The organism is Lysinibacillus sp. F12 (assembly GCF_057773605.1).
Genome location: NZ_JBYMLP010000001.1, coordinates 579,414 through 605,440, shown reverse-complemented (window position 1 = coordinate 605,440; position 26,027 = coordinate 579,414). Strand labels below are relative to the sequence as shown.

24 protein-coding genes are annotated in these 26,027 nt (G+C 38.6%); 18 read left to right on the top strand and 6 right to left on the bottom strand.

All coding sequences use genetic code 11. The features are described 5' to 3' along the window. Positions 1-142: 142 nt before the first annotated feature. The 5 genes from AC3CH7_RS03140 (at position 143) to AC3CH7_RS03120 (ending at position 3,721) form a co-directional block, all read left to right on the top strand. Positions 143-649: a QcrA and Rieske domain-containing protein gene (locus tag AC3CH7_RS03140; protein ID WP_031417987.1), complete on the top strand. Its 507-nt coding sequence runs from the start codon at positions 143-145 to the stop codon at positions 647-649. A 19-nt stretch (positions 650-668) separates the two neighbouring features. Further along, complete coding sequence (qcrB, locus tag AC3CH7_RS03135; protein ID WP_008181573.1) at positions 669-1,343, top strand: menaquinol-cytochrome c reductase cytochrome b subunit; 675 nt, start codon at positions 669-671, stop codon at positions 1,341-1,343. A 41-nt stretch (positions 1,344-1,384) separates the two neighbouring features. After that, positions 1,385-2,152 carry a menaquinol-cytochrome c reductase cytochrome b/c subunit gene (locus AC3CH7_RS03130; RefSeq protein WP_004232669.1) on the top strand — a complete coding sequence of 256 codons (768 nt, stop codon included), beginning with the start codon at positions 1,385-1,387 and terminating at the stop codon, positions 2,150-2,152. A 237-nt stretch (positions 2,153-2,389) separates the two neighbouring features. Continuing rightward, a complete protein-coding gene (lhaT, locus tag AC3CH7_RS03125) occupies positions 2,390-2,986 on the top strand; it encodes a lipoprotein heptaprenylglyceryl N-acetyltransferase LhaT (protein WP_031417988.1) in 597 nt (198 codons plus the stop codon). A gap of 60 nt (positions 2,987-3,046) precedes the next feature. After that, entirely contained in the window at positions 3,047-3,721 is a 675-nt protein-coding gene (locus tag AC3CH7_RS03120) for a zinc metallopeptidase (RefSeq protein WP_008181566.1), read from the top strand. A 56-nt stretch (positions 3,722-3,777) separates the two neighbouring features. On the opposite strand, the gene AC3CH7_RS03115 is transcribed toward AC3CH7_RS03120, so the two are convergent. Then, positions 3,778-4,647 carry a YitT family protein gene (locus AC3CH7_RS03115; protein WP_008181565.1) on the bottom strand — a complete coding sequence of 290 codons (870 nt, stop codon included), beginning with the start codon at positions 4,645-4,647 and terminating at the stop codon, positions 3,778-3,780. Between the two features lie 115 nt (positions 4,648-4,762). On the opposite strand from AC3CH7_RS03115, the gene AC3CH7_RS03110 reads away from it, so the two are divergent. The 6 genes from AC3CH7_RS03110 (at position 4,763) to AC3CH7_RS03085 (ending at position 9,790) form a co-directional block, all read left to right on the top strand. Beyond that, on the top strand, positions 4,763-5,098 hold the full coding sequence (locus AC3CH7_RS03110; RefSeq protein ID WP_031417989.1) for a nucleotide pyrophosphohydrolase: 336 nt from the start codon (positions 4,763-4,765) through the stop codon (positions 5,096-5,098). After that, the gene (gene dapB / locus AC3CH7_RS03105) at positions 5,098-5,895 is read left to right on the top strand and encodes a 4-hydroxy-tetrahydrodipicolinate reductase (RefSeq protein WP_488381565.1); all 798 of its coding nucleotides are present in this window, start codon (positions 5,098-5,100) and stop codon (positions 5,893-5,895) included. The genes AC3CH7_RS03110 and dapB overlap by 1 nt, the downstream gene beginning before the upstream one ends. 19 nt (positions 5,896-5,914) lie before the next feature. Beyond that, the gene (mgsA, locus tag AC3CH7_RS03100; RefSeq protein WP_008181558.1) at positions 5,915-6,319 is read left to right on the top strand and encodes a methylglyoxal synthase; all 405 of its coding nucleotides are present in this window, start codon (positions 5,915-5,917) and stop codon (positions 6,317-6,319) included. A gap of 33 nt (positions 6,320-6,352) precedes the next feature. Next, positions 6,353-7,498 (top strand): N-acetyl-alpha-D-glucosaminyl L-malate synthase BshA, encoded by a 1,146-nt coding sequence (gene bshA / locus AC3CH7_RS03095; RefSeq protein WP_012293660.1) that lies wholly within the window; start codon positions 6,353-6,355, stop codon positions 7,496-7,498. Then, positions 7,485-8,663 (top strand): CCA tRNA nucleotidyltransferase, encoded by a 1,179-nt coding sequence (locus AC3CH7_RS03090; protein WP_197223760.1) that lies wholly within the window; start codon positions 7,485-7,487, stop codon positions 8,661-8,663. Before bshA ends, AC3CH7_RS03090 begins: the two co-directional genes overlap by 14 nt. A 143-nt stretch (positions 8,664-8,806) precedes the next feature. Further along, positions 8,807-9,790: a biotin--[acetyl-CoA-carboxylase] ligase gene (locus AC3CH7_RS03085; RefSeq protein WP_012293662.1), complete on the top strand. Its 984-nt coding sequence runs from the start codon at positions 8,807-8,809 to the stop codon at positions 9,788-9,790. Positions 9,791-9,844: 54 nt separating this feature from the next. Here the strand turns inward: AC3CH7_RS03085 and AC3CH7_RS03080 are convergent, their stop codons facing one another. From AC3CH7_RS03080 to AC3CH7_RS03070, 3 genes are read right to left on the bottom strand one after another with little or no spacing between them, the layout of a single operon-like run. After that, the gene (locus AC3CH7_RS03080; RefSeq protein WP_031417992.1) at positions 9,845-10,681 is read right to left on the bottom strand and encodes a DUF4097 family beta strand repeat-containing protein; all 837 of its coding nucleotides are present in this window, start codon (positions 10,679-10,681) and stop codon (positions 9,845-9,847) included. Continuing rightward, positions 10,682-11,284, bottom strand: a complete 603-nt coding sequence (locus AC3CH7_RS03075; RefSeq protein ID WP_012293664.1) for a DUF1700 domain-containing protein — start codon at positions 11,282-11,284, stop codon at positions 10,682-10,684. Further along, on the bottom strand, positions 11,277-11,597 hold the full coding sequence (locus AC3CH7_RS03070) for a PadR family transcriptional regulator (RefSeq protein WP_012293665.1): 321 nt from the start codon (positions 11,595-11,597) through the stop codon (positions 11,277-11,279). The genes AC3CH7_RS03075 and AC3CH7_RS03070 overlap by 8 nt, the downstream gene beginning before the upstream one ends. A gap of 420 nt (positions 11,598-12,017) precedes the next feature. Here AC3CH7_RS03070 and panB point away from each other — a divergent pair, with 420 nt between their 5' ends. The 5 genes from panB (at position 12,018) to dinG (ending at position 19,488) form a co-directional block, all read left to right on the top strand. Then, complete coding sequence (gene panB / locus AC3CH7_RS03065) at positions 12,018-12,857, top strand: 3-methyl-2-oxobutanoate hydroxymethyltransferase (RefSeq protein ID WP_012293666.1); 840 nt, start codon at positions 12,018-12,020, stop codon at positions 12,855-12,857. Continuing rightward, positions 12,854-13,708, top strand: a complete 855-nt coding sequence (gene panC / locus AC3CH7_RS03060; protein WP_012293667.1) for a pantoate--beta-alanine ligase — start codon at positions 12,854-12,856, stop codon at positions 13,706-13,708. The genes panB and panC overlap by 4 nt, the downstream gene beginning before the upstream one ends. 2 nt (positions 13,709-13,710) lie before the next feature. After that, positions 13,711-14,094 carry an aspartate 1-decarboxylase gene (gene panD, locus AC3CH7_RS03055; RefSeq protein ID WP_031417997.1) on the top strand — a complete coding sequence of 128 codons (384 nt, stop codon included), beginning with the start codon at positions 13,711-13,713 and terminating at the stop codon, positions 14,092-14,094. 281 nt (positions 14,095-14,375) lie between these two features. Then, positions 14,376-16,499 (top strand): 5'-nucleotidase C-terminal domain-containing protein, encoded by a 2,124-nt coding sequence (locus tag AC3CH7_RS03050; protein ID WP_031417999.1) that lies wholly within the window; start codon positions 14,376-14,378, stop codon positions 16,497-16,499. Between the two features lie 217 nt (positions 16,500-16,716). Further along, the gene (dinG, locus tag AC3CH7_RS03045; protein WP_012293670.1) at positions 16,717-19,488 is read left to right on the top strand and encodes an ATP-dependent DNA helicase DinG; all 2,772 of its coding nucleotides are present in this window, start codon (positions 16,717-16,719) and stop codon (positions 19,486-19,488) included. A gap of 58 nt (positions 19,489-19,546) precedes the next feature. Here dinG and AC3CH7_RS03040 read toward each other — a convergent pair whose 3' ends face one another. After that, the gene (locus AC3CH7_RS03040) at positions 19,547-20,236 is read right to left on the bottom strand and encodes a TetR/AcrR family transcriptional regulator (protein ID WP_031418001.1); all 690 of its coding nucleotides are present in this window, start codon (positions 20,234-20,236) and stop codon (positions 19,547-19,549) included. 314 nt (positions 20,237-20,550) lie between these two features. Between AC3CH7_RS03040 and AC3CH7_RS03035 the strand changes: the two genes are divergently transcribed. Further along, positions 20,551-22,584, top strand: coding sequence for a CocE/NonD family hydrolase (locus AC3CH7_RS03035; RefSeq protein WP_036215346.1), 2,034 nt, complete (start codon positions 20,551-20,553; stop codon positions 22,582-22,584). 22 nt (positions 22,585-22,606) lie between these two features. Continuing rightward, complete coding sequence (locus AC3CH7_RS03030) at positions 22,607-23,905, top strand: MFS transporter (RefSeq protein ID WP_200991066.1); 1,299 nt, start codon at positions 22,607-22,609, stop codon at positions 23,903-23,905. Positions 23,906-24,026: 121 nt separating this feature from the next. Here the strand turns inward: AC3CH7_RS03030 and AC3CH7_RS03025 are convergent, their stop codons facing one another. Further along, complete coding sequence (locus AC3CH7_RS03025) at positions 24,027-25,850, bottom strand: sensor domain-containing diguanylate cyclase (protein WP_230584362.1); 1,824 nt, start codon at positions 25,848-25,850, stop codon at positions 24,027-24,029. Positions 25,851-26,027: the final 177 nt, after the last annotated feature.

The window sequence follows — 26,027 nt, the reverse complement described above, 5'->3', positions numbered from 1 at the left end:
ATAAATGTTCACATTCTCCAGCTTTCCACAGAATGCTATATTGACCAAGCTATGGACTTGATATATCATATATATGTCCTAGTATTACTATTTGTAAAAGTATGTCCGTTGGACTGACCTTTAAGTTAGAGGGGGGAAAATAATGAGTAATAATCGAGTTTCACGTCGTCAATTTCTAAGTTATACTCTTACTGGTGTAGGTGGATTTATGGCGGCAGGTATGCTAATGCCAATGCTTCGCTTTGCAATTGATCCTGTGCTACAAAAGCATGAGGGTGGAGATTTTGTAAAAACAGAGCATAAAATCGCTGACTTGACTGAAGAGCCTGTAAAAGTTGACTTTTCATATGAACAAGTGGATGCATGGTACAAATCACAGGTTACAGATGTAGCTTGGGTTTATAAAAGTGGCGATCAAATCATTGCCCTTTCACCTGTTTGTAAGCATTTAGGATGTATGGTTGACTGGAATGGAGATTCTGCACACCCAGGTCAATTCTTCTGTCCATGTCACGCAGGACGTTATGAGAAAAACGGGAAAAACGTTGCAGGTACACCGCCTCTAGGTCCGTTGGATGAATTTGAAGTACAAGAACAAGATGGCTATTTAATGATTGGTCCAGCTAAAGCAAATACTCTAGTTAAATAAGTAAGGGGGTACGACAACAGTGCTAAATAAAATTTATGATTGGGTCGATGAACGCCTAGATATTACACCTATTTGGCGTGATATTGCCGACCACGAAGTGCCAGAGCACGTTAACCCTGCACATCATTTTTCAGCATTCGTTTACTGCTTCGGTGGATTAACATTCTTCATCACAGTAATTCAAATTCTATCTGGTATGTTCCTAACAATGTACTATGTACCAGACGTTGTGAATGCCTGGAAATCAGTTTATTATTTACAAAACGAAGTAGCATTTGGTGAAATCGTGCGCGGTATGCACCACTGGGGAGCTTCATTAGTTATCGTAATGATGTTCTTACATACACTTCGTGTGTTCTTCACAGGTTCTTATAAGAAACCTCGTGAGCTAAACTGGATGGTTGGTGTAGGTATTTTTGGTGTAATGATGGGTCTTGGCTTTACAGGATACCTATTACCATGGGATATGAAAGCATTATTCGCTACTAAAGTAGGTATCGAAATTGCAGCATCTGTACCGTTTATCGGTTCGATGATTAAAGTATTATTAGCGGGTGACACTACTATTCTTGGTGCTCAAACGTTAACTCGATTCTTTGCGATTCATGTATTCTTCTTGCCTGCAGTATTGTTTGGGTTACTTGCAGCACACTTTATCATGATTCGTCGTCAAGGAATTTCAGGGCCGTTGTAATTGTCTTGACGGTTCGATGATCTTTAAAAGGAGGGGACACTATGCATCGCGGAAAAGGAATGAAATTTGTCGGCGATTCTCGTATTAAAGCGAATCACAGAATGCCGAATGTTCCAAAGGATTATTCCGAATATCCAGGTAAGACGGAAGCTTTCTGGCCGAACTTCTTACTGAAGGAATGGATGGTAGGTGCTGTATTTTTAATTGGATACTTATTATTAACTGTCGCTCACCCGTCACCACTTGAAGGGCCGGCAGATCCAACTAGAGCATATACACCGCTACCGGACTGGTACTTCTTATTCATGTATCAACTTTTAAAATACTCATTTGCTTCTGGTCCATACAATGTAATCGGAGCAATTGTAATTCCAGGTCTTGCATTTGGAGCGCTATTATTAATGCCATTTTTAGACAAGGGTCCAGAACGTCGTCCATCTAAACGTCCATTACCGACAGCGTTTATGTTATTAACTCTAGCTGCTATGTTCTACCTAACTTGGGAGTCAGTTGTTAACCACGACTGGGAAGCTCAAAAAGCTATGGGTGCAATCGTAGAAACAGTTGAATTCGATAAAGAATCAGAAGGTTATAAACTATACGCTGGTTCAGCATGTATTACATGTCACGGTGAAGGCTTAGAAGGTGGAGCTGGTGCACCATCTCTAATGAACACTGGATTAACAGCTGATGAAATTAAGGACATTGCTCATAATGGTCGTGGTAACATGCCACCAGGATTATGGACAGGTTCAGATGAAGATCTTCAGAAACTTGCTGAATTTATCGAAAGTTTAAAAGCTGAGTAATAGTAAAAGAGTCAGGAAACTGGCTCTTTTTTTTCGACCTTGTTATATATTGGGACTGAAAGCTAGTAGAAAAGGTTCCCTTACCCTCGATTTTTTAGCGAAAAATGTCGAAAAGTAGATAAAAGCGAATGAATTCTATCCATTAGCACATATTGAAGTTGTGAAAATAATTTCACCTACAAAAATCTATACTGTACATAAACAAAGAATTTTAGCAAAGCGCAAGGAGTTGTAATCATGCAGATAACACGTGCAAATCTTTGGTATCTTCTTAACCATAAGTCATTCTTAATAGCGCTGCTTATTATTAATCTATTAGGCACAGTATATGGCTATTATTGGTATGGATGGCAGCTTGCAATCACTAAGCCTATTTTTTATATTTTTGTTCCTGATAGTCCAACAGCTAGCTTATTCTTTTGCTTTGTGTTAATTGCTTGGATTATGGGAAAAAGATGGCCGTTAATGGAAGTATTAGCGCTTGTAACATTAGTGAAATATGGTCTGTGGGCTGATGTCATGAATATTTGGACATTAATTGAAACAGGGTCAATCGGTTGGCAAGGCTGGATGCTAGTTGGCTCACATTTTGCAATGGCCGTTCAAGCAATCTTATATATGAAGAAATATGTATTCACTTACTGGCATGTATTTATAGCGGCTGTCTGGACGCTCCATAATGATGTCATTGACTATGTGTTTGGTCAAATGCCTATGTATGGGGATTTAGTCAAGTACACAAGCTATATTGGCTACTTTACGTTTTGGTTATCAATTGCATGTATTCTTCTTGCGATTTTCTCAATTAGGTGGCGCAAATATTTGCCGAATTAGGGTATAAATTATAGAATTATAGTATAGAGGTAGAAAGGGGTTAGAATATTGTCAACAAGCATGTATATAGTTTATTTTATTATTATTATGCTGCTACCACTTTATGCACAAATGAAAGTAAAAGGCACGTATAATAAATTTGCGAAACAACGTACAATGAAAGGCCAAACAGGTGCAGAGGTAGCGCGTGCGATTTTAGATGCGAACGGCTTATATGATGTACGAGTTGTGCCAACACAAGGTGTGTTGTCTGATCATTATAATCCGGCAACTAAAACAGTTGCTTTATCAGAAAGTAACTTTTATGAAGCGAGTGTTGCAGGTGCTGCGGTAGCTGCCCATGAGGTAGGTCACGCCATCCAACATAAAGAAGCTTACTCTATGCTTACATTACGTAGTAAGCTAGTCCCAGTGGCAAATATTTCTTCGAATGCATCTTGGATTTTTGTAATGATTGGTATTTTTGCAAGTAGTACGAATTTCTTGCTTTTAGGTATCATATTATTAGCAGCAGGTGTTGTTTTCCAATTAGTGACACTTCCAGTGGAGTTTGATGCTTCAAAGCGGGCATTAGTTCAAATGAATTCGCTTGGCATTATTACAAATGAAGAAGAACGACCAGCACGAAAAGTATTAAGTGCTGCAGCATTAACATATGTAGCAGCAGCAGCGGTAGCGGTACTAGAATTATTACGTCTAATTCTAATTTTTACGAATATGCGTAGCGATGACTAAGAAAAAAACTTGTTATGGTGGAACACCACTATAACAAGTTTTTTATCTTCAAACACTTAATGAAGCGGTTGTTTTTGATCATCAAGAGTGAAGCCTTCTCCTGCTACATCGCGTACTTCTATAATAGAAACGAAAGCGTGTGGATCCACTTCATGAACAATGGATTTTAGGCGTACAACTTCGTTGCGACCGATCACACAATAAATAACTTCCTTAGGCTGCTTAGTAAAGTGGCCATGTCCTTCTAAAATAGTGATCCCGCGTTCCATTCGTAAGGCGATTGTTTCGGCAATAACACCGGACTTCTCAGATATAATGAGAGCACCACGCGCTGCATAGGCTCCTTCCTGTACAAAGTCAATAACACGAGCGCCAACAAATACAGCGACTAATGTGTACATCATGGAACGAGCATCTAAAAATGTAAGCCATGAAAGGATGATGACAATGGCGTCGAAGACAAACATCGTTTTACCCATACTCCAGCCAAAATATTTATGTCCAAGTCGTGCCAAAATATCAACGCCGCCGGTAGTGCCACCAAAGCGGAAGACAATTCCTAGGCCAAGTCCGACGAATATACCCGCGAAAAGAGCAACGAGTAACATGTCATCTTCTAAATGAATGGTAAACTGATATTTCTGGAAAATCTTTAGAAAAAGAGAAACAGATAAAGTGCCAACAAGCGTATAAACAAAAGATTTCTTTCCAAGTAATCGATAACCAATTATAAACATGGGAATATTTAATAATAGGTTCATTAAGGCGGGGTCCCATCCTAATGTAAAGTATAGTATGAGTGTAATTCCACTTAGTCCACCTTCACCTAGCTGATTTTGAATATTGAAGTGAACAAACCCGAAGCTAAAAATGGCTGCTCCGAGCATTATTGCGATAATATTACGAATTTTAATCTGTTTTAACATTTGGCCTCCTGTAGTTCCAAACAAATGAAGTAGTGATATCTATTATCTGACATTTTATTGGTTTTGACAACAACGGTGTAAATTATATAGGATGGTAAATAGGAGTGTGATGTAAATGACAGAACAACTAACAATGCAAGCATTACAACAGCGTGTTGATAATTATATAGGACAATTTAAAGAAGGATATTTCCCACCATTCGAACTGCTAGCCCGTTTAACAGAGGAATTAGGAGAGCTATCTCGTGAGGTTCAGGATGTATATGGACAAAAAAAGAAAAAGAATACTGAGGAAATAAACAGTATTGAAGAAGAACTTGGTGACTTTTTCTTTGTTTTAGTATGCTTTGCCAATGCTCAGGGTATTAAATTAGATGAAGCTCTATTAAGAGTCATACATAAATTTGAAACAAGGGATAAGGATCGTTGGACGAGAAAGGATGAAGAATGATGTCGATTCGTGTAGCTATTGCAGGAGCAAGAGGAAAAATGGGGGCTGAGGCTGTACATACGGTCATGAAACATGACAAAATGGAATTAGTAGCTGTACTAGATTATAAGGAAGTAGGAAAAACATTAGCTGATTTAGACATGTTCCCAGCGAGCTATACAGTACCTATATTTACGGAAATGCATGATCTTGTAGAAGCAACTTCTCCAGACGTATTAGTGGATTTAACGAACCCACATTCTGTATACAATCATACTAAAGAAGCGTTGAATTTAAATGTACGACCTGTAATTGGTACAACAGGATTTACTGATGCACAACTAGAGGAATTATCAACCATTGCCAAAGAAAAAGAGTTAGGCTGCATTATTGCACCAAACTTTGCGATTGGCGCTATCCTGATGATGAAATTTGCGAAAGAAGCGGCCAAATACTTACCAGATGTAGAAATTATTGAAATGCATCATGATCAAAAACTTGATGCACCCTCTGGAACAGCTGTGAAAACAGCTCAATTAATAAAAGAGGCACGTACGCAAAAGACTCAGGGGCATCCAGAAGAAAAAGAAACCATTGAAGGTGCAAGAGGTGGAGACTTTGATGGCATGCGCATCCACTCTGTTCGCTTACCTGGTTTAGTGGCACACCAGCAAGTATTATTTGGTGGAGATGGGCAGCTTTTAACAATTCGCCATGATTCATTAAATCGAAATTCATTTATGTCGGGCATTGCCTTTTGTGTAGAAGAGGTTATGAAAATGGATCAACTTGTTTATGGTTTAGAAAACATCATCTAAAGATTGGGATGGAAGCTATATGAAAATCGCATTGATTGCACATGATCGTAAAAAAGATAATTTAGTACAGTTTGCTATTGCTTACAAAGAAATTTTACTTGAACATTCACTTTATGCTACCGGTACAACAGGACAGCGTGTCATTGAAGCCACTGGTTTAGAGGTAACACGATTTCGTTCAGGTCCACTTGGTGGCGACCAACAAATTGGCGCAATGATTGCCAACAATGATATGGATATGGTTATTTTTTTCCGAGATCCATTAACAGCACAGCCACATGAGCCAGATGTTTCTGCACTTATCCGTCTTTGTGATGTTTACCAAGTGCCACTGGCGACAAATATGGGGACAGCAGAAATATTATTAAAAGGCCTACAAGAAGGCTTTGTGGATTGGAGACTGATACAAGAAAGACGTAACTAATAAAAGACGTGATTTAGAAAGGATGATCATCGAATGAAAAAGCTAAAAATCGGCATTACCTGTTATCCAACAGTTGGAGGCTCTGGTGTAATTGCAACAGAATTAGGCAAAATGCTTGCAGAAAGAGGGCATGAAATTCATTTCATTACCTCAAGCGTACCATTTCGATTGAATAAAATTTATCCAACCGTCTTTTTCCATGAAGTCGAAGTTAATAATTATTCAGTGTTTCAATATTCACCATACGATATTGCATTAGCGAGTAAAATGGCAGACGTCATCAAGGATGAAGAGTTGGATGTGTTGCATGTGCATTACGCAATTCCACATGCAGTATGTGCTGTGTTAGCACGTGAAATGAGTGGGCGAGATATTGGCATCGTTACAACACTTCATGGCACAGATATATCAGTGCTTGGGCAGGATTCTACGCTTTCACAGGCCATTAAGTATGGAATTGATAAATCTGATATTGTGACGACCGTGTCACACGCATTAAAAGAACAAACTTATGAATTAATTGATACAGTTAAGCCCATTGAAACCATTTATAACTTTGTGGATGAACGTGAGTACTTCCCTCGTAATTCCAGAAACCTAAAAGAGCAATTTGGTATTCAAGAAGATGAAAAAGTTCTCATCCATGTATCTAACTTCCGCAAAATCAAGAATCTTCCACATATTATTGAAGCCTTTATGAAAATACGTGCTAATGTGAAGGCAAAGCTCTTATTAGTGGGTGATGGGCCCGAAAAGCATCGTGTAATGGACCAAGTAAAGGAAAGTCCATATATGAAGGATGTTCTATTTTTAGGAAAACAAGAAAATTTAGCTGAGCTATATGCTATTAGTGACCTAAAATTGTTACTTTCTCAACAGGAATCGTTTGGACTGGTTTTATTAGAGGCAATGGCTTGTGGAGTACCTTGTATTGGAACAAATGTAGGGGGTATCCCGGAAGTCATTGAACATGGTGTGGATGGCTTTATTGTGGACTTAGGAGATACTGAAACGGTAGCTGAATATGCTGTTCAGTTGTTGCAAGATGAGGAAAAACTGCTGCGTTTCAGAGAGGCAGCCATTCGAGCAGTCGGCGACAAATTCCACTCGTCCAAAATTGTAGAACAATACGAAAATCTGTACGAGAAGGTTGCGGAAAGAAATCATGCAAAACAATAAAGAATGGCAAACAGCCTATTCAGTAATTGAACAATTAGAACAAGCAGGCTTTGAGGCAGTTATTGTAGGTGGAGCTGTTAGGGATGCTTTACTGAATCGCCCTGCGCATGATGTCGATGTTGCGACAAACGCGCTGCCTGAAGAGGTAAAGTCAGTTTTTCAACGGACTGTAGATATTGGAATTCAGCATGGGACGGTACTTGTTATCGTACCTGCTGGGCCAGTTGAGGTAACAACTTATCGTACAGATGGGGAATATACAGACCATCGAAGACCCGATAAAGTGCAATTCGTTCGCTCTCTGCAAGACGATTTACAACGCCGTGATTTTACAATGAATGCCATCGCTATGCGTCAAGATGGCACTTTTGTTGATTATTACGGGGGTCGTCAAGATATTGAACTTCGTGTTATTCGAGCTGTTGGAGATGCTGACAAACGTTTTGCTGAGGATGCCTTGCGCATGTTACGAGCAATTCGTTTTTCAGCACAGCTTGATTTCACAATAGCGAAAGATACTATGACTGCGATACAAAATAGAGCGCCCGATATCGCTTTTATTGCAAAAGAACGAATTAAAGCAGAGCTAGATAAGCTATGGCTTGGAACGTCCGTTTTTAGTGGCCTTCAAAAATTAGAGGAAAGTGGCTTGGCAGCTTATTTACATGGGAATTTTCAGGCTCATCGCTGGTATGATTTTCGGACTGAGGACAAGCATGTAGGCTGGGCTTATTTTGCTTTACTTCAAGGTGCAAATTGGCGAGAGATTCTACGGGATTATCGATTGTCCAATAAAGAAATGGCGTTCGTTAAAGCTGTATTGACAGCCTATGAAGCGTTAAATAGTGGCTGGACAAACATTCATTATTTTACCTACAAAGAACAGGAGTTAGAAGCAGCCATATATTTCGCAAAACTACTCCAACTGGACGTTTGTTTACCTAGCCAGCCTATTCGTGTATTACAGGACCAGCTACCCATTCAACAGAAGCAAGAAGTTGTGGTGAATGGAGCGGATTTACTTAAATGGTCTGGAAAAAAGGGAGGCCCTTGGGTAAAAGAAGTATTAGGTGACATACTGGAAGCCATAATTCATAATGAACTTGAAAATGACCAGGAGCGTATAAAAAATTGGCTAGATTGCCACTACTTCCATGAAGCGTAAGCATATATATTGACAACAAGCCGTCTCAGGAAAATGTGGGACGGCTTGTCATTTTATATCACTGATGGTCATTTCAGTTGATTTACAGTATGATGAAGTATAGTTACATAAAAAGCGGAGTTTACAAAAGGATTGATGTGAACATGACAATTTCCATAAAAGACGAAATTTTAAAAAGAATACTGGCTGCCAATGGAGAAGCAGTTTCAGGTCAAGAATTAGCGGATTCCCTTGGTGTCTCAAGGACGGCTGTCTGGAAACATATGCAGACATTACAAGAAGAAGGCTACACGTTTGAAACGATAAAGAAAAAAGGCTATGTATTAACAGGTGTACCAAATAGTTTAAGTCCCACACAAATTGACCTTTTTTTAAAAACAGAGCATTTTGGAAGAAAAATTCATTATTTCGATGTTGTAGATTCCACACAAACGATTGCCCATAAACTTGCACAAGAGGGTGCACCACATGGCACAGTCATTATTGGTGAAGAGCAAACAGCAGGTCGAGGTCGGATGGCTCGTCCGTGGGAATCAGTGCATGGTAGCGGTATTTGGATGACGATTATCGTTCGACCTGATGTCACACCTCAACAGGCATCCTCTTATACGCTTGTTGTCGCAGTGGCTGTCACAATGGCCATTACAACACTCTATAAAGATATTGAGCCAGCTATCAAATGGCCCAATGATTTATTAATTAATGGAAAAAAATGTACAGGTATTTTGACGGAGATGCAGGCAGAGGCAGATCTGGTACAGGCATTACTAGTTGGCATTGGAATAAACGCTAACCAGGAGGCAGCCGATTTCTCATCAAATATTGCGGAGATTGCTACTTCACTACGATTAGAAGCAGGTGAGGAAATTAATCGTGCAGCACTTGTAGCATTAATTTTACAGTACCTTGAGCAATTTACAGAGCTATATGTCGAAGAAGGATTTGCAAGTATTAAAACCCTATGGGAGCAGCTGTCTTGTACGATTGGTCAGCGTATTGAGGTGACGACAATACGAGAACGCTTTGAAGGGATAGCTAGTGGAATTACAGATGATGGGGTGCTACAGCTTACACAAGATGATGGTTTGGTCCGCACCATTTATGCAGGAGATATCAAAATACTATAAAAAAAGAAGCTGCAAGGTGTGTACCTGCAGCTTTTTTGATGACTTCAATTATTATTATTTGAGTGAAACATTGACATCACCGTGCGATAAAGAAACGTTCAGCTGGTCATCACCCTTGTAAAGCTGAGTGACCTTGCCATTTTCTTCTGTGCCATTAACCGTTATATCCCCAAAACTTGTTTTTACTTCATAACCAAGATCACTTTGTTTATTTTGTAAGTGAAGCGTTGCATCTCCAAAGCTAGATGTAATGGTTGATGTCCCATTTAAAGTTCCAGCAATATGAATATCACCATGCTCACTTTCGATGTTTACACCATTACTAGAATATTGCTTGAACGTTAAATCCCCAAAGTCCTGTGTAATCTCTGTTTTCTCTCCAGTTATGTTGTTGAAGGTAATATCTCCGTAATTTTGCATTAAATTTAGCTGTTGATAATGCAACCCTCGAAGTGTTGTATCCCCGAATTCACTATCTATTACAATCGCCTCTATGCTAGTATTTGCTGGAACATAGATTTTGATAGAGGGAGAAGAAAAGCTAGAGAAGCCAAATGCAAACCCATTTTTTTTCTTTGCCTTTGTTTCAATCTGTAAAGTTCCATCTTCAACATGATACGAGACGTCTTGTTGTTCGAGTACATTCGTTTCCAGTTTATAATTGTCTTCAGTTGAGACAATGGTAATATCCCCATAATCATTCACGATATTTATACTAGTAAACTTATCTAGGTTATATGATTCATGAATTAGTTTATGGCTACCTGGCACGTGAAGGCCATCCCCATCTTTGATAATGAACCATCGACCTCCTGAAAAATAGCCGACCAATGTCAGTAAAATACCTAATGCAATTATGGTTATGGCAACAAGGGAGTTTTTAGAAGTCATTTACAGGCCTCCTTTCTTTGTTTTCGTTATTTTATGGAACAATCTGCCCAATGTTTCTACAGAGACCAGGACGGTTTTCTTAATAAAACGCGCAACGAATGGAAAGAGTAAGACACCCAACCCTGTAATGATTAAGCCAACCCCCATAAATAATAATGCGGTTGGCCAATGCTCCGTTAAAATAAAGAATCCTGAAATAAGGGCAGCCATTCCGCCGATAAAAATACTTAAAATGCCAGCTCCAATCGCAAAAATCAAACTAATAATGACAGCACCAAATGATACAATAAGGGCGATAGCTGTTGCCAGAAGTGGTAAAGAAAGCGGTGCAGAAAGGATAGCTAGAATAATAAGCCATATAGCTGTCATATTCTTTTTAGTCGATTTCTCCGAAGTGTTTTCTAAATCTTTCAAGGCAAAATCTGCCAATATTTGCGAGGCAACATGAGAGGGGGAGCCTAGCTCTGAAATAACCTGTTGCTCATTTTCCTCTCCTGCTTCTTCAAAGTATTCTTCATAATAGGCAAGAGCCGTGTCTAACTCATGCGCAGGAAGTCGCCGTAATTTCCCTCGTAGCTTTTTCAAATAGCTATCTCTATCCATCTATATTCCCTCCTAAAAGTACACAATCAACCTTTTCCTTATACACTCGCCATTCTTTTAAAAGCTCTAATAATCGTATACGGCCATCCTCTGTAATTTGATAATAGCGTCTATTTCTACCTTGATAGGGCTGATCGTAGGTTGTTAAATAATCCGCTTTTTGTAAGCGACGTAATACGGGGTACAGTGTAGACTCTGAAATATCCATGACGGATTGTACTTGCTGAGTTAAGGAATAGCCGTATGCATCTTCTTTGTCCACAATGGCCAATACACAAGCATCTAGTAAAGCTGAGCCAAGCTGAAATGTCATCTTTCCACCTCACATTCATTACTTATACTTCATTTTATATTATATGCCATATAGTATGAGGATAGTATATGACGTATAGCATTGATTGTCAAATTTTATAAATGAAAGTTGTTATTATTAGAAAATAATATTTGAAGATTACAAGTTTTATTGTTATAGTATGTGCTGAAGGGCAGTATCCATTGTGAACGGCACCTTCTAAACGCAAGATCCAATACGAACAAATATCTGCCTTGATCTTTATGACAGGGACGGAAGAAAACAATACGTTCAACAAGTAGCTCACTTTCAAAGTGAAGCTAGCACCTCTTGCCGAGTTATGCAGGGGGCTTTTTGCTAACGAACGAAACACAACCCTTCTGTCCATTTTGGAACCGAGGGGTTTTTCTGTTTTCTTCCCTTAAAAAGGAGGACTACAAAATGAAAACGACAACAGATTTTTTAAAGATGAAAGCGGCAGGCGAGAAAATCGTGATGGTGACTGCCTACGATTATCCAGCCGCTAAATTTGCAGAGGCTGCTAATGTTGACATGATTCTAGTAGGAGATTCACTTGGAATGGTTGTCCTTGGCTACGATTCTACAATGCCAGTGACTGTAGCAGACATGATTCATCATGCAAAAGCAACTCGACGTGGGGCGAAGGATACTTTTGTGGTAGTTGATATGCCATTTGGTTCCTATCATGGTGATGTCAATGAAACATTGAAAACGGCCATTTATATGATGCAAGAAACAGGTGCTGACGCCTTAAAAGTAGAAGGGGCAGGAGATATCATTCCGGTCATTCAAAAACTTACAACTGCAGGTATTCCAGTGGTTGCTCATTTAGGCTTACTGCCACAATCAGCAGGCGTACTTGGTGGATATAAGGTGCAGGGGAAAACGGCTGAACAGGCAACAAAACTTATTGAGGATGCCAAGCAGTGTGAAGAGGCTGGTGCATGTGCAGTCGTCTTGGAATGTATTCCACATCAGCTAACAGAAATTGTGTCAGCTCATCTTATCATTCCTACCATAGGTATTGGTGCAGGTGTAGAAGCAGATGGCCAAGTGTTGGTTTATCATGACATGTTAAGCTATGGCTCACATCATGTGCCAAAGTTTGTTCAACAATTTGCCAATATGGGGAAAGAGGCAAGTGAAGGAATGGTTCGCTATGTGGAAGCTGTCAAAGCAGGTACTTTCCCAGCACAGAAGCATTTCTTCACAATGAAAGAGGATGCATTAGACCAGCTATATGGAGGCGTCCAATCATGAAGGTCATGACAACGATACAAGCATTAACCGCTGAAATTCAAGCAGCTAAACAAGCTCATAAAACGATTGGCCTTGTTCCGACTATGGGATATTTACATGAAGGCCACTTAACATTGGCTCAAACAGCACGTGCAGAAAATGATTTAGTTGTCATGAGTATATTCGTCAACCCAACACAATTTGGACCAAATGAAGATTTTGAAAGTTACCCACGGGATTTGCCAAGAGATATTGCGTTAGCAGAGTCTGTCGGCGTAGACCTTGTATTCGCACCAAGTGTTGAAGAAATGTATCCGCAGGATGGTGGAATTCGTATTCATGCGGGTGAACAGGCAACGATTCTTTGCGGAGCAAGTCGTCCTGGCCATTTTGATGGTGTGCTACAAGTTGTAGCAAAATTATTCCATCTTACACTTCCCACTAGAGCATATTTCGGCCAAAAAGATGCCCAGCAGGTTGCCATTATTACAACAATGGTCCGTGATTTTAATTTTCCTTTAGACATGCGCGTCGTACCTATTGTCCGAGAGGAAGATGGATTAGCAAAGTCTTCTCGCAACATTTATCTAAGCGAATCGGAAAGAGAAGAGGCTCCTGCCATTCATGAAGCACTACAATTGGCTCGGGATAGCTTTTTAGCAACGGGAGATGTTAGGGAAGCATTAGCAAAGGCCAAAGCTCATATTCAAATACAAACTCATGGCCGAATTGACTATATTGAATTATTAGCCTACCCAGATTTAACACCAGTGACTGAAACGACACAACAAGTATTGTTGGCAGCTGCTGTGTATATTGGGAAGACACGCTTAATTGATAATAGTATCTTTACTGTGAAAGAGGGACTATAAATATGTTACGAATGATGATGAATAGTAAAATCCACCGTGCAACAGTGACACAGGCAGATTTAAATTATGTCGGCTCTATAACAATTGATGAGGACATACTAGAGGCAGTTGGTATGCTCCCAAATGAAAAGGTACATGTTGTTAATAATAATAATGGCGCTCGTTTTGAAACGTATATTATTGCTGGTGAGCGTGGTTCAGGTGTAATTTGTGTGAATGGGGCGGCAGCCCGACTCGTACAGCGTGGCGATATTGTCATTATTATTTCCTATGTATATGTGGATAATCATGAGGCTAAGGATCATAAACCGACTGTTGCCATTATGGGAGAAGATAATTCGATTAAAGAAATGATTTCTTATGAACCAGAAGCAACAGTGATGTAAGACAAGAGAACGTTTTAACATGATTCCAGAAACAAATGAGTAAAGTGGCTGGAAATCGATATCAAAAAGGAGGATGGCAAGGCTCATGACTGTAGCCGATTAGCCCATCCTCCTTTTTATGTAATCAAAACCGCTACAAAAGTACTGGTAAAATTTTGTTTTTCTAACTATTAAACTAGTTTGTGAAATTAAAATTTTACAAATGTTCTAGTATTTTATGAGATATTTATGTAGAATTTAGTTGTTAGTACATCATTTTACTAGTGGAGGTATCATTTGTAATGGAAAATAAACGTAACAAATTTTTAACAGCTACTGCAGCAGCATTGGCTATCACAGCGGTAGCAGCAGCACCAGCATCAGCAGCTAGCCCATTTTCGGATGTAAAGGAAAGTCATGCAGATTATAAGGGCATTTCGACACTTTATGCGGCAGGTATTATTAGCGGATTCCCAGATGGTACATTCAAACCTGATACAAATGTCACGCGTGGACAGGCTGCAAAAATGATTGCAGGCGCATTAAAGCTAGACACGAAAGAAGTTGTGAATCCAAACTTTAAGGATATTGATGCAGCTAATCCTTATTACGGCCCAATCGCTGCATTAGTAGGATTAAAAGTTGTTTCAGGCTATGGAGATAATACATTCCGTCCAAACCAAACGATTACACATGGTGATTTGGCAAAAATCTTGTCATCTATTCCTAATTTACCAGAATTAGAGAGTGCTAAAAATCATGAAGCTAGTAAAAGTGTAACACGTGGACAACTCGCAACATTGATTGCAGAAGCTCTAACTAAATTAAACCCAGAAACGCCTGAAAAACCAGAAGATGCATTTACATTATCCATTTTACATGTTAATGATACACATGCTCGTGCAAATGAACTACCGAAATTAGCAACAGCTGTAAAAGAGCAACGTGAAACAAAGAAAAATGTTTTAACTTTACATGCGGGTGATGCATTTAGTGGTACATTATACTTCAATGAGTTCCATGGGCAAGCAGATTTAGCGCTATTAAATGAAATTGGCTTTGACGCTATGGTATTTGGTAACCATGAATTTGATTTAGGTTCATCACCTGAAGGACATCAAGCACTTGCAGACTTTGTTAAAGGTGCTAAATTCCCATTTGTGGATGCCAATACAGACTTTTCAGCAGATGCTAAATTTACAGGTTTATTTACAGATCTTATTTCAAGTGAACCTGAAAACGGTAAAATCTATTCAGGTATTGTAAAAGAAATTGATGGAGAAAAAGTTGGTATCTTTGGTTTAACAACAGAAGAAACTTTGGATATTGCTTCTCCAGGTAAAGTGAAATTCACTAACTATATTGAAGAAGCGAAAAAAGCAGTAGCTGCTTTTGAGGGAATGGGCGTTAATAAAATTATTGCTTTAACACATATTGGCTATAATGATAATCCAAATGTGGATAATGATATTTTACTAGCGAAAAACGTACCAGGCATCGATGTAATTGTTGGTGGACATGACCATACTAAATTAGACGAGCCATTTGTTGTAGATACAAACACTGTAGGCGAAGCAAAAGATGCAACATTAATCGTACAAGCTAATGAGTATGTCAAATTTTTAGGAACATTGGATGTCACATTTGATGGCAAAGGTGTTGTCACTGAGTACGGTGGCGAATTAATCGACCTTGGTAAAGTAGCTGAAGATAAAGCATTAGTAAAATTACTAGCGCCATATAAAGCAAAAATTGATGAAGTTAACAACAAGGAAATCGGTGTGAAAATTTCTGAGGAGTTAGCAAATCCACGTGCAACTGAAACAAACTTAGAAAGTGTACGTAGCAATGAAACAGCGTTAGGTAATATTATTACAGATGGTATGTTGGCAAAAGCACAAAAATATACAGATAAAACAGTTGTCATGGCACTACAAAATGGTGGCGGTATTCGTGCAGCAATTCCAGCAGGCAATATTACGGTTGGACAAGTGATTACAGTATTACCATTTGGTAACACATTAGCATTAATGGATACTACTGGAGCTGAGCTAAAAGCAGCATTTGAAGTTTCCTTAAAAAATGCACCTAAAGAAAATGGTGGTTTCCTACACATTGGTGGAGCGAAATTACAATATGACTCATCAAAAGAAGCTGGCTCACGTGTTGTTTCAATCGAATATTTAGATAAAGCAACTGGCAAGTATGTTGCTTTAGAAGATAATAAAACATATACAGTAGCAACGAATGCCTTCACTGCTAAAGGTGGAGACGGCTTTGATATGTTTGCTAAAGCATATGAAGAAGGTCGAGTAACAGATTTAGGTTTATCTGATTGGGAGAACCTACAAGAGCAATTATTATCATTAAAAGAAGTGAAAACAACTGCTGAAGGTCGTATTGTTGATGTTGCAAAAAAGAAATAATACTTTCTAAAAAATAGCTTGAAAACAACATCATCTTTTAAATTATGTCACAAGGCTATTTCCGCAACCTTAAAGGATTCCCTGAGGTTGCGGTTTTTTAATTTATATGGAGCAAAAGGGATTGCCTATTAGAAGACGTGTAGGGGAGAAAGGATGCTGCTGAACCAAATATATGATAAAATTCTTCTTATCTAATGTGAACTGTGAGTTGAGATGTATGATGGAAAGTCAAAAATATGCCATTGTGGATTTGGAGACAACGGGTCATTCACCAGCGAATGGGGACCGGATGATTCAAATTGCCATTGTTATTATGAAGGATTGGGAAATTGAGCGTACCTATACGAAATTTATTAACCCAGGCAAAGCCATTCCTACTTTTATTCAAGATTTAACGCATATAACAAATGAGGATGTAAAGGATTCATACCCTTTTGAGGAACATGCGGATTACATATATGAGCTACTGGCTGATTGTGTGTTTGTAGCCCATAATGCCGATTTTGACTTATCATTTTTACAGGCGGAGTTTAAACGGGCAGGCCTTCCAAAGTGGCAAGGTAAAAAAATGGATACAGTAGAGCTAGCAAAAATTTTGTTTCCGATGTCACTCGGCTTTAAGCTAGGAGACTTGGCGGCGGATTTAAATATAGAGTTGGCCAATGCACATCGAGCGGATGATGATGCTCGTGCTACAGCAGAGCTGTTCAAATGTTGTTGGAAAGAGCTACTAAGTCTGCCTCAACTAACATTAGAACAAATGCATAAGCGTTCTTTTCGCTTAAAATCGAATATTTCACAGCTTTTTTTCGAGGCACTGCAAATAAAACGTCAGCATAAAACAGGCAATGAAAATGTGCACTATTACCGGAATTTTGCGATTTGTAATGGTCGTAATAAACATGACAATGCGTCAGAGACGATTGATTATCCGCAAACAGTGGCAGATAAAACGGCCTTAATGACAAAGGCTCTACCCAATTTTGAAGAACGTCCAGCACAATTTAAGATGATGGATACGATTTGGCAAGCACTACATGAGCAAAAGGAATGTGTAATTGAAGCTTCCACGGGTATTGGCAAAACGGCAGGTTATTTACTGCCAGCCATTGTATATGCTCGTACTGTCCATAAGAAAATCGCGATTAGTACCTATACATCCTATCTACAAGAACAGCTTGTAGAGGAGGAGCTACCAAAGATAGAGAAAATCCTTGGTACAAAAGTAAACATATGCGTACTAAAGGGGATGCAGCATTATATTGATCTAGATCGTTTTGAACAATGTATGGCATATGGTGACGAATCCTATGATGATACTTTTTCTATTTTACAGATTCTCGTTTGGCTGACGAAAACAGAGACGGGTGTGCTAAGTGAGCTGAATGTATCAGGTGGCGGACAACTGTTTTTAGAGAAAATCCGCAAAATACCAAATGACAAACCATCTAAAGGCTTTGATTTCTATGAACAAGCTCTAAAGAACAGTGCATTTGCTGACTGCATTGTGACAAATCATGCTATGGTTTTAAGCGATTTGGTTCGTCAAACGCCGATATTTACACAAGTAGATGGATGGGTAATTGATGAAGCACATCAATTTATTCAGGCTGCGATGCAACAGGATGAAATAGTCTTCTCCTATACGCAATGGAAATATATTTTCGGTCAAATTGGCACAATGGAGGACACAGCACTATATCACCTTTTTTGTGAAGCGGCAAAGAAAAAACAACGCGTATCGATGCAAAGTTTACAGCGACTGGATGCTCAGTTTATCCGGTTACAGCGTGCATTTGATGAGACCATTCAACGAACAGTTCAAAGCATGCAGCAGCATATGAAAGGGAAGCGAGCTAGCAGCAAATGTACCTTGTTTATAGAGGATGTTACTCTTGCCAAAGAGTCATTTTTACATGTAAGCAAACTAACTCAGCAATGGCTTGATCTTGCGACTGAAGCAGCCCAAGGATTTGAAAATAATATTGAGCAATTAGATAAAAATGATCTTTATGTTGTATCCGAATGGCATTATTGGATTCGAGAAGTAAAAATAAAAATTGCGGAATGGGAAGACATATTCCTGTCACCACAGGACGGAAGTTCAGTTTGGCTAGAATTTGATGTTCGAAGTGTTCCTGGCAGTTTACATGTTTTTAAAAAACCAGCCAATGTAACACCCATTATTGAACAAGTATTAGCACCTCTTCGCAAGCAAGCGAGCATTATATGGACATCAGGCACATTAACGGTACCAGGCAATGAGCGTTTTGTTACACGACAATTAGGAATTTCTGATAGCGTTGAAGTAATAAAATTACAAGCACCGCCAGCCTATTATGCGGGTGCAAAGGCATATATTGTCACTGATATGCCAGACATTCAGCATGTTAGTCAGGAAGAATATATTGAGGCAGTTGCTCATGCGATTACGAGAACTGTTAGAATGACAGAAGGTCGTTGTTTTGTGCTTTTCACAGCCCAGGATATGCTACGGAAAACAGTCGAGCTCATTCAAGATAGTGAACTTTTAGATGATTATATGCTTTTTGCGCAAGGTGTTACAGGTGGTAGCCGTATGCGTATTCTGAAATCATTTCAAAAATTTAGCCATGCTGTTCTTTTTGGAACAAACAGTTTTTGGGAAGGTGTAGATGTTCCTGGAGATGCCCTTGCCTCTGTTATTGTCGTGCGGCTGCCATTTTCTTCACCAGAAGAGCCTATCTTTAAGGCAAGAGCTCAGCATCTTACAGCGCAAGGACGCAATTCCTTCACGGAGTTGTCATTGCCTGAGGCTATTATGCGCTTTAAGCAAGGCTTTGGTCGCTTAATTCGTTCCTCTCAAGATAAAGGTGCTTTTATTGTCCTCGACCGTCGAATAACAAGCAAATCCTATGGCAAAGAATTTATAAAAGCACTACCGCCAATCGACGTAAAGAAATTGCAGCTACCCGAATTATTAAAAGAACTGAACCATTGGCAAAAATAGAATGAACCCCTTTTAGCATGAGCTAGAAGGGGTTTTTAAATGGCTTAGACGTTTCATCCTATTGTAAGGGTTGTTTGTTGTTAGTTTGACCCTCAAAAAGGTTAGCGTTTTGAACAATTTTAGTAATATAGCTCATAACGATTTCCGTTGCTTGTTGAGCATCATAGCTTTTTCGATTATTTAAAAGGTTGGTAAACATACCTTGCCAAATTAAGAGTGTGATTTCATTAATAGCATCCACGTTACCCTCTGTTAAGTAGCCCTCCTTTAAAGCAATTTCTAACATAGAACGACCTCGTTTTGTCAGGCTGTGCTGAAACAATATAGTCTTTAAATCATCTGGAATATTAATTAAATCATTGGGGTAAAAGTTATAATAATTTTCCAATAATTTTTCTGGTGTTTCTCCTAAATCCATAATAAAGACGGCATGAAAAATCTGTGGCTGTTTGAAGGAGTATTGGCAAAAACATTCCCAAGCTAATAAATATTTATCAATAGGATCTTTGCCTCTTTCTATGTAACGCGCAACTTCGTTCGTATAGTCTTGCATACATCTCATTGATGCAAAAAAGAGGAGATGAGAGATTTCTGAAAAATAATTGTAAATGGTTGCACTGTTATAACCAGCCTTATCGGCAACCTTTCTAATCGTCACATTCTCCAATCCTTCTTCTTCTATAATTTCTGCTGTGGCGTCTACAAAGTATTTCCACATACGACTCCTTTGTATTTCCTTTTTTTTCATAGTAATGTCCCCCCGACGTACACTGTCCATGTAAAATTATTAGTTAAATTCATATATTTACCATTTATTAGTTAAATTCATATATTTACCATTTATAAGTTAATTTAAACTTATTATAGCATAACAATTTTGCTTTACATCTTCCATTATAGCATCAGCTTTTAGCATTTTCAGTGTTGTACATTGGAATTTCAGATGATATACTAATCACAATTATTTTATAATCATGATTAGTAAATAATTAAGATTCTGAATAATTAGATAAAAAGGGATGCTAGAGCAATGAGTTTAAACACAAGAGGAGGATTTATTCAATGAGTAAAAAAATTGTGACACAATTTGAGTGTACATATGAAACAATCGAAAACACATGGATTGAATTAGCAGACGGCACAAAACTTTCTAGTCGAATTTGGTTACCGACAGTAGAAGCAGGACAAAAAGTACCAGCTATTCTGGAGTATATTCCTTATCGCAAAACAGATGGTACAAGAGCAAGAGATGAGCCAATGCACGGGTATTTTGCGGGACATGGATACGCCGTTGTTCGAGTAGATATGCGAGGGTCAGGTGAGTCAGATGGCTTATTAAAAGATGAGTATTTAAAGCAAGAGCAGGATGATGCACTTGAAGTAATTGAATGGATGGCTAGCCAAAGCTGGTGTAATGGCAATATTGGGATGATGGGGAAATCATGGGGTGGATTTAATTCTCTGCAAGTAGCTGCTAGAAGACCAAAAGCGTTAAAGGCGATTATTACAGTAGGCTTCACGGATGATCGCTATAACAATGACATTCACTATAAGGGTGGTTGTTTGTTAAATGATAACTTCTGGTGGGGCGCCATTATGTTAGCGTACCAGCTACGTCCGATTGATCCTCATATTGTTGGCGATAGCTGGCGTGAAAAATGGATCCAACGTTTAGAAAATATGCCTTTATGGATGGCACAGTGGATGGAGCATCAAACAAGAGATGACTACTGGAAGCATGGTTCAGTTTGTGAGAATTATGATGACATCGAAATTCCTGTTTTTGCACTTGATGGTTGGGAAGATTCCTATACGAACACAGTTTTAAGTTTAATGGAAGGGCTTTCTGTTCCTAGAAAGGGCATTATTGGCCCATGGGCACATGTTTACCCACATGATGGAGTTCCAGGTCCAGCAATGGGCTTTTTACAAGAGGCCGTGAAATGGTGGGATCATTGGTTAAAAGGAATTGACAATGATGTAATGGACGGACCAATGGTGAATGTTTGGGTTGAAGAAAGCATGGAACCATCTGTTAAGAAACCAGTCAGCCATGGCTATTGGGTTGGACTCGAATCATGGCCAACAGTGGCAGAGGTACAAACGAAGGCGTATCAACTGACACATGGAAAATTAGTAGAGCATCGTAGTGATCACCAAGAACAGGTACAATTAAAAACACCACAAAATCATGGTCTATTATCGGGAGAATGGATGGGTGCTGGAGTACTAGGCGAAAGTCCAGCAGATCAACGAGTTGATGACGGAATGGCCATGATATTTGAAACAGACATGCTAGAGAACCCACTAGAGATTGTGGGTTATCCGAAGTTTGAAGTGGAATTAATGAGTGATAAACCACATGCGATGCTGTTTGCGCAGTTGTCAGACGTTGCACCAAATGGAGCTGTTACTCGTGTGTCCTATGGCGTGATGAATTTAACACATTTGAATGGTCATGATCATGTAGAATTATTAATTCCTGGTAAAAAAGTGAAAGCCTTTGTGCAATTAGATTGCTGTGGACATCAATTTAAAGCGGGGCACCGTTTACGCTTATCATTAGCAACAACGTTTTGGCCAATGTTTTGGCCGATGCCAGAAGACGCTACATTGACATTAAATCTTGAAACAGCTACTTTCACATTGCCAACCTTCCATGGACATCAAATAGCTGGACCAAATATGAATCCTGAAAGTGCAACATTAACACCTATAACAACGCTCCAAGAAGGAAGAGTGGATCGTTCTATTTCATACGACATTTTAACAGATACATGGACATGTATTACTGATGGGGTTGGAGGCGTTTTTGGTGAAGGGATATATCGCTTTGATGATATTGATATCACGGTTGAACATAATTTGAAACGAGAATTAACCTTATCGAATGCTGATCCATTGTCAGCTCACTATACAATCTATCAAAAAATGAAAATAGGTCGTGAGGGTTGGTGGATAGATGCTGATATTACGGTTACTAAAACATCTACTCTAGAAAACTTCCAAATTATTGGGGAGATGGCGATCAAAGAAAATGACAAACAGGTCTTCCATAAGGAATGGGATCAAAAAATTAAACGTCATGGCTTGTAAATAACATATAAGGGGTAAACATATGGAAGCTAAGTTAAAAAAGAATACAGCTACTTTAGTTATTTTAGCTGTTTCAGGTGCATTAATTTATGCATTACCTTATTTTAGAAATTACTATTATGATGTCTTTCTCGATGCATTTCATTTGACGAATACTCAAATGGGGACTCTTGGTAGTGCGTATGGTGTTTGTTGTTTAATTTCCTATATATTTGGAGGTTTTTGTGCAGATCGTTGGAAAACGAAATATTTATTAACCATTTCTCTAGTTGCCACAGGGTTATTAGGTTTTACATTATTACTGTATCCACCATATCCAGTGCTTCTCCTCATACATGCTGCTTGGGGAATCACATCCATCATGACGTTTTGGGGAGCATTAGTAAAAGCAGTACGTTCTTTAGGTTCTGAAAATGAGCAAGGAAAAGCTTTTGGTTTTTTTGAGGGTGGTCGTGGTGTAACCAATATCATTCAATCTGCTGTGATTTTAGGGATATTTGCTTTTTTTGCGAAGCATATGAGTGATAAAATGGCACTCTCAGCGGTTATTACGGTATATTCGGTTATTTGTCTTTTGTTGGGATTCATGATTATGATGCTTTATAAAGACCCTGATCAAGGAACCATCAGTCGTGAGGACAGGGATGGGAGTAAATCATTTGACTGGGCAGTCCTATGGAAAGTGTTAAAGATGCCAACTACTTGGCTTGCGACTATTCTTATTTTTACGTCTTATGCGATGATTATTAGTTACTATTACATCACACCTTATGCAACAGCTGCATTTGGTGCATCTACGTTAATCGCTGCGGCTTTGGGCTACTTCTCTCAGTATTGTAGACCAATTGGCAGTTTTAGTGCAGGCATTATCGGTGACCGGATAGGTGTGTCTAATATGGTGTTAATTGGCTATATATTATTAGTACTAGGCTTAGTAGGGCTCATTTTACTGCCCGGCAAGGCTTCCTTTATCCTTATGCTTTTAATATTTATAGGGATTATTTATACATCAATGTATGCTTTACAGGCAATGCATTTTGCTATTTTAGTAGAAGGAGATTATCCTGTAGAATCAACAGGTACAGTGTCCATGCCGCTAATGATTATTGGCTATAGTGGGGAAATCTTCATGCCGATTATTGCAGGGGCTTGTTTAGATTATTGGGGTGGCACAGCAGGCTATAAAGTATTTTTTGGTATTTTATTAGGTTTAGCTATTGTTGGCTTCGTTACAGTAGTCATTTGGCAACGTGTGACGAAAGAAAAACGCAAGGAAATTGCATTGCAACGAAAGCTTGCAAAGGACCAGGTGCTTACCTAGTTTAGCCAAAAATAAATAATAGAATGGCTCCATTGAGGCAAAAAGATGACTTTGGTAAAAACCGAAGTCATCTTTGTCGTTTAGAGGAGGCTATGCAGTACTTACAGAAGGAAAAGAGCCATCATAATAGGGGGGATGCCTCTTGGTTAGTCTCCCAATTTATATCGTCTTGAAAATATTCTACACGGTTTCTACCATGTTCCTTTGCTTTATATAATGCTTTATCACATCTTGATAATAAAGAATGAATGGTATCGCCCATGACAAAGCTTGTCACACCAAAGCTACTCGTTTTGTGATGAACAACTGGAAATGAATGTTGTTCTAGTTGCTGTCTTAGATTTTCTGAGAGATGCACAGCATCCTTTAAGGGAGTGCGTGGACAAACAACTAAAAACTCCTCGCCACCCCATCTACCAACCGTGTCTTCTACTCGTACATAATTTTTCAAAAGGTCTGCTGCATGACGTAACACAAGATCACCCACTTGATGTCCGAATTCATCGTTCACAGCTTTAAAATGATCAATATCTAACAAAATAATCGAAAGTGGTGTGCCACTTCCTGTAGCTTGCTCAAATTCTTTTTCTAATACGTCATCTAAGCGGACACGATTTGGTATTTGAGTGAGACGGTCCGTATTTGCCAATGCTTCAAGCTCAAGCTTGGCTGATTCAAGCTCTTTTGTGCGTTCCTGAACTTTATATTCTAATGTTTCATTTAATGTTTCTTGCATGATTTGATGTTCTTTCTTAATGATGTTGATTTTATCACCCAATGCTAATGATAAAAAAATGGATTCGAAAATAGCTCCAATAGCTGGTACTTCCTCAAAAATTCGTGGATGGAATGGGATAATACTTAAAAAGGCCAGCGCTTGAACAATGATAGAGCTTAGTAAAACTGTCCAACCAATGATATAGTATCGAGCCATCTTTTGACCTTTTCTGAAAACAAAAATGCCAGACAGCCATAGAAAGATAAAGACTACTACTGCAAAGGTAGTTGTGAAATTATTGATGAGTGCGACGTCTGGGAGAATAAATGACGCCATTAAAGAACTAATTGTTATCCACAATAGTAATTTTCCGATTTTATGGAAAGACGGTAGAAATGTCTTTAACTCCAGAAACTGAAGACAAAATAGAAGCATAAATAAAAGCAGCAAATTGCCACTAATTGTTAATGATTTAATAAAAAATTCCTTCGACACCCATGTGCCCAATAACTCAATGTCTAGCGAATTTAAAGTTGCTTGATAGAAAATAAAGCTCAGCATATATAAAACATAGAAAAAGTAAGCTTTTTCCTTCAATGAAAAAAATAAAAATAAGTTATAAATTAATAGAGCAGATAAAAAACCATAGAAAATGCCAGTTAAAAATTTATAGTCACTGATTTTATTCGTAAAACTTAATTCCGTATATAAATAGGAGGTAATACTTAGGGGTAATGCTCCATCTAACTTGATAAAAATTTCTTGAGTAGAAGGGTCTTGGATGTGAAATAAATTAGACCTAGATGGAAGAGATTGTTCCCCTAGATTATCAATTCCCCTACGTTGCACATCATAGGATCCATCCGCTTTGACCAAGAACAACTCAATACTATCTAATTTATCGGTCACCTCTAGCCAATAGGGTTCCTCTTTATCCAATAAAATATCTTCCATAGATAAGCGCAACCAAATGGTATCTTTAGTATGCCAAAAGAAGGGATAGGGTTGATTGCTCGCAACAAAGAGATGATCATAATTGCCGTTTAATATTTCTTCAATAGAGACCTTTTTAGATGTATCTCGAAAAATTTTATAATGTTCTCCTAATATTATAGGGTCTACTAGCTCATCTGTTGGACTCATTGCACTAACAGGTGGTATAAGGATGACCAAAGATAGGGTAAAACAAATCAATAACATGATTTTTCTAATCATTTTGTTTTTCATCAAAAATTCATTGCTCCCATTCTATAGTTACTAGGTGAAATTGACTAGCTGCAATATTTGTTTAATTTTCTCTTTTTAGAAATTTAAGTTAATTCATACCTCCTTATTATAGACCATAACAGCAAGATTGAGGACGAAATAATGGGGACTTCCTGATAATATGAGGCCTAGTAAACG

Bases quoted from the DNA above. Each gene is read 5' to 3' on its own strand.
- AC3CH7_RS03140 (WP_031417987.1), top strand. From the start codon at position 143: ATGAGTAATAATCGAGTTTCACGTCGTCAATTTCTAAGTTATACTCTT.
- AC3CH7_RS03130 (WP_004232669.1), top strand. From the start codon at position 1,385: ATGCATCGCGGAAAAGGAATGAAATTTGTCGGCGATTCTCGTATTAAA.
- lhaT (WP_031417988.1), top strand. From the start codon at position 2,390: ATGCAGATAACACGTGCAAATCTTTGGTATCTTCTTAACCATAAGTCA.
- AC3CH7_RS03120 (WP_008181566.1), top strand. From the start codon at position 3,047: ATGTATATAGTTTATTTTATTATTATTATGCTGCTACCACTTTATGCA.
- AC3CH7_RS03115 (WP_008181565.1), bottom strand. From the start codon at position 4,647: ATGTTAAAACAGATTAAAATTCGTAATATTATCGCAATAATGCTCGGA.
- AC3CH7_RS03110 (WP_031417989.1), top strand. From the start codon at position 4,763: ATGACAGAACAACTAACAATGCAAGCATTACAACAGCGTGTTGATAAT.
- dapB (WP_488381565.1), top strand. From the start codon at position 5,098: ATGTCGATTCGTGTAGCTATTGCAGGAGCAAGAGGAAAAATGGGGGCT.
- mgsA (WP_008181558.1), top strand. From the start codon at position 5,915: ATGAAAATCGCATTGATTGCACATGATCGTAAAAAAGATAATTTAGTA.
- bshA (WP_012293660.1), top strand. From the start codon at position 6,353: ATGAAAAAGCTAAAAATCGGCATTACCTGTTATCCAACAGTTGGAGGC.
- AC3CH7_RS03090 (WP_197223760.1), top strand. From the start codon at position 7,485: ATGCAAAACAATAAAGAATGGCAAACAGCCTATTCAGTAATTGAACAA.
- AC3CH7_RS03085 (WP_012293662.1), top strand. From the start codon at position 8,807: ATGACAATTTCCATAAAAGACGAAATTTTAAAAAGAATACTGGCTGCC.
- AC3CH7_RS03080 (WP_031417992.1), bottom strand. From the start codon at position 10,681: ATGACTTCTAAAAACTCCCTTGTTGCCATAACCATAATTGCATTAGGT.
- AC3CH7_RS03075 (WP_012293664.1), bottom strand. From the start codon at position 11,284: ATGGATAGAGATAGCTATTTGAAAAAGCTACGAGGGAAATTACGGCGA.
- AC3CH7_RS03070 (WP_012293665.1), bottom strand. From the start codon at position 11,597: ATGACATTTCAGCTTGGCTCAGCTTTACTAGATGCTTGTGTATTGGCC.
- panB (WP_012293666.1), top strand. From the start codon at position 12,018: ATGAAAACGACAACAGATTTTTTAAAGATGAAAGCGGCAGGCGAGAAA.
- panC (WP_012293667.1), top strand. From the start codon at position 12,854: ATGAAGGTCATGACAACGATACAAGCATTAACCGCTGAAATTCAAGCA.
- panD (WP_031417997.1), top strand. From the start codon at position 13,711: ATGTTACGAATGATGATGAATAGTAAAATCCACCGTGCAACAGTGACA.
- AC3CH7_RS03050 (WP_031417999.1), top strand. From the start codon at position 14,376: ATGGAAAATAAACGTAACAAATTTTTAACAGCTACTGCAGCAGCATTG.
- dinG (WP_012293670.1), top strand. From the start codon at position 16,717: ATGATGGAAAGTCAAAAATATGCCATTGTGGATTTGGAGACAACGGGT.
- AC3CH7_RS03040 (WP_031418001.1), bottom strand. From the start codon at position 20,236: ATGAAAAAAAAGGAAATACAAAGGAGTCGTATGTGGAAATACTTTGTA.
- AC3CH7_RS03035 (WP_036215346.1), top strand. From the start codon at position 20,551: ATGAGTAAAAAAATTGTGACACAATTTGAGTGTACATATGAAACAATC.
- AC3CH7_RS03030 (WP_200991066.1), top strand. From the start codon at position 22,607: ATGGAAGCTAAGTTAAAAAAGAATACAGCTACTTTAGTTATTTTAGCT.
- AC3CH7_RS03025 (WP_230584362.1), bottom strand. From the start codon at position 25,850: ATGAAAAACAAAATGATTAGAAAAATCATGTTATTGATTTGTTTTACC.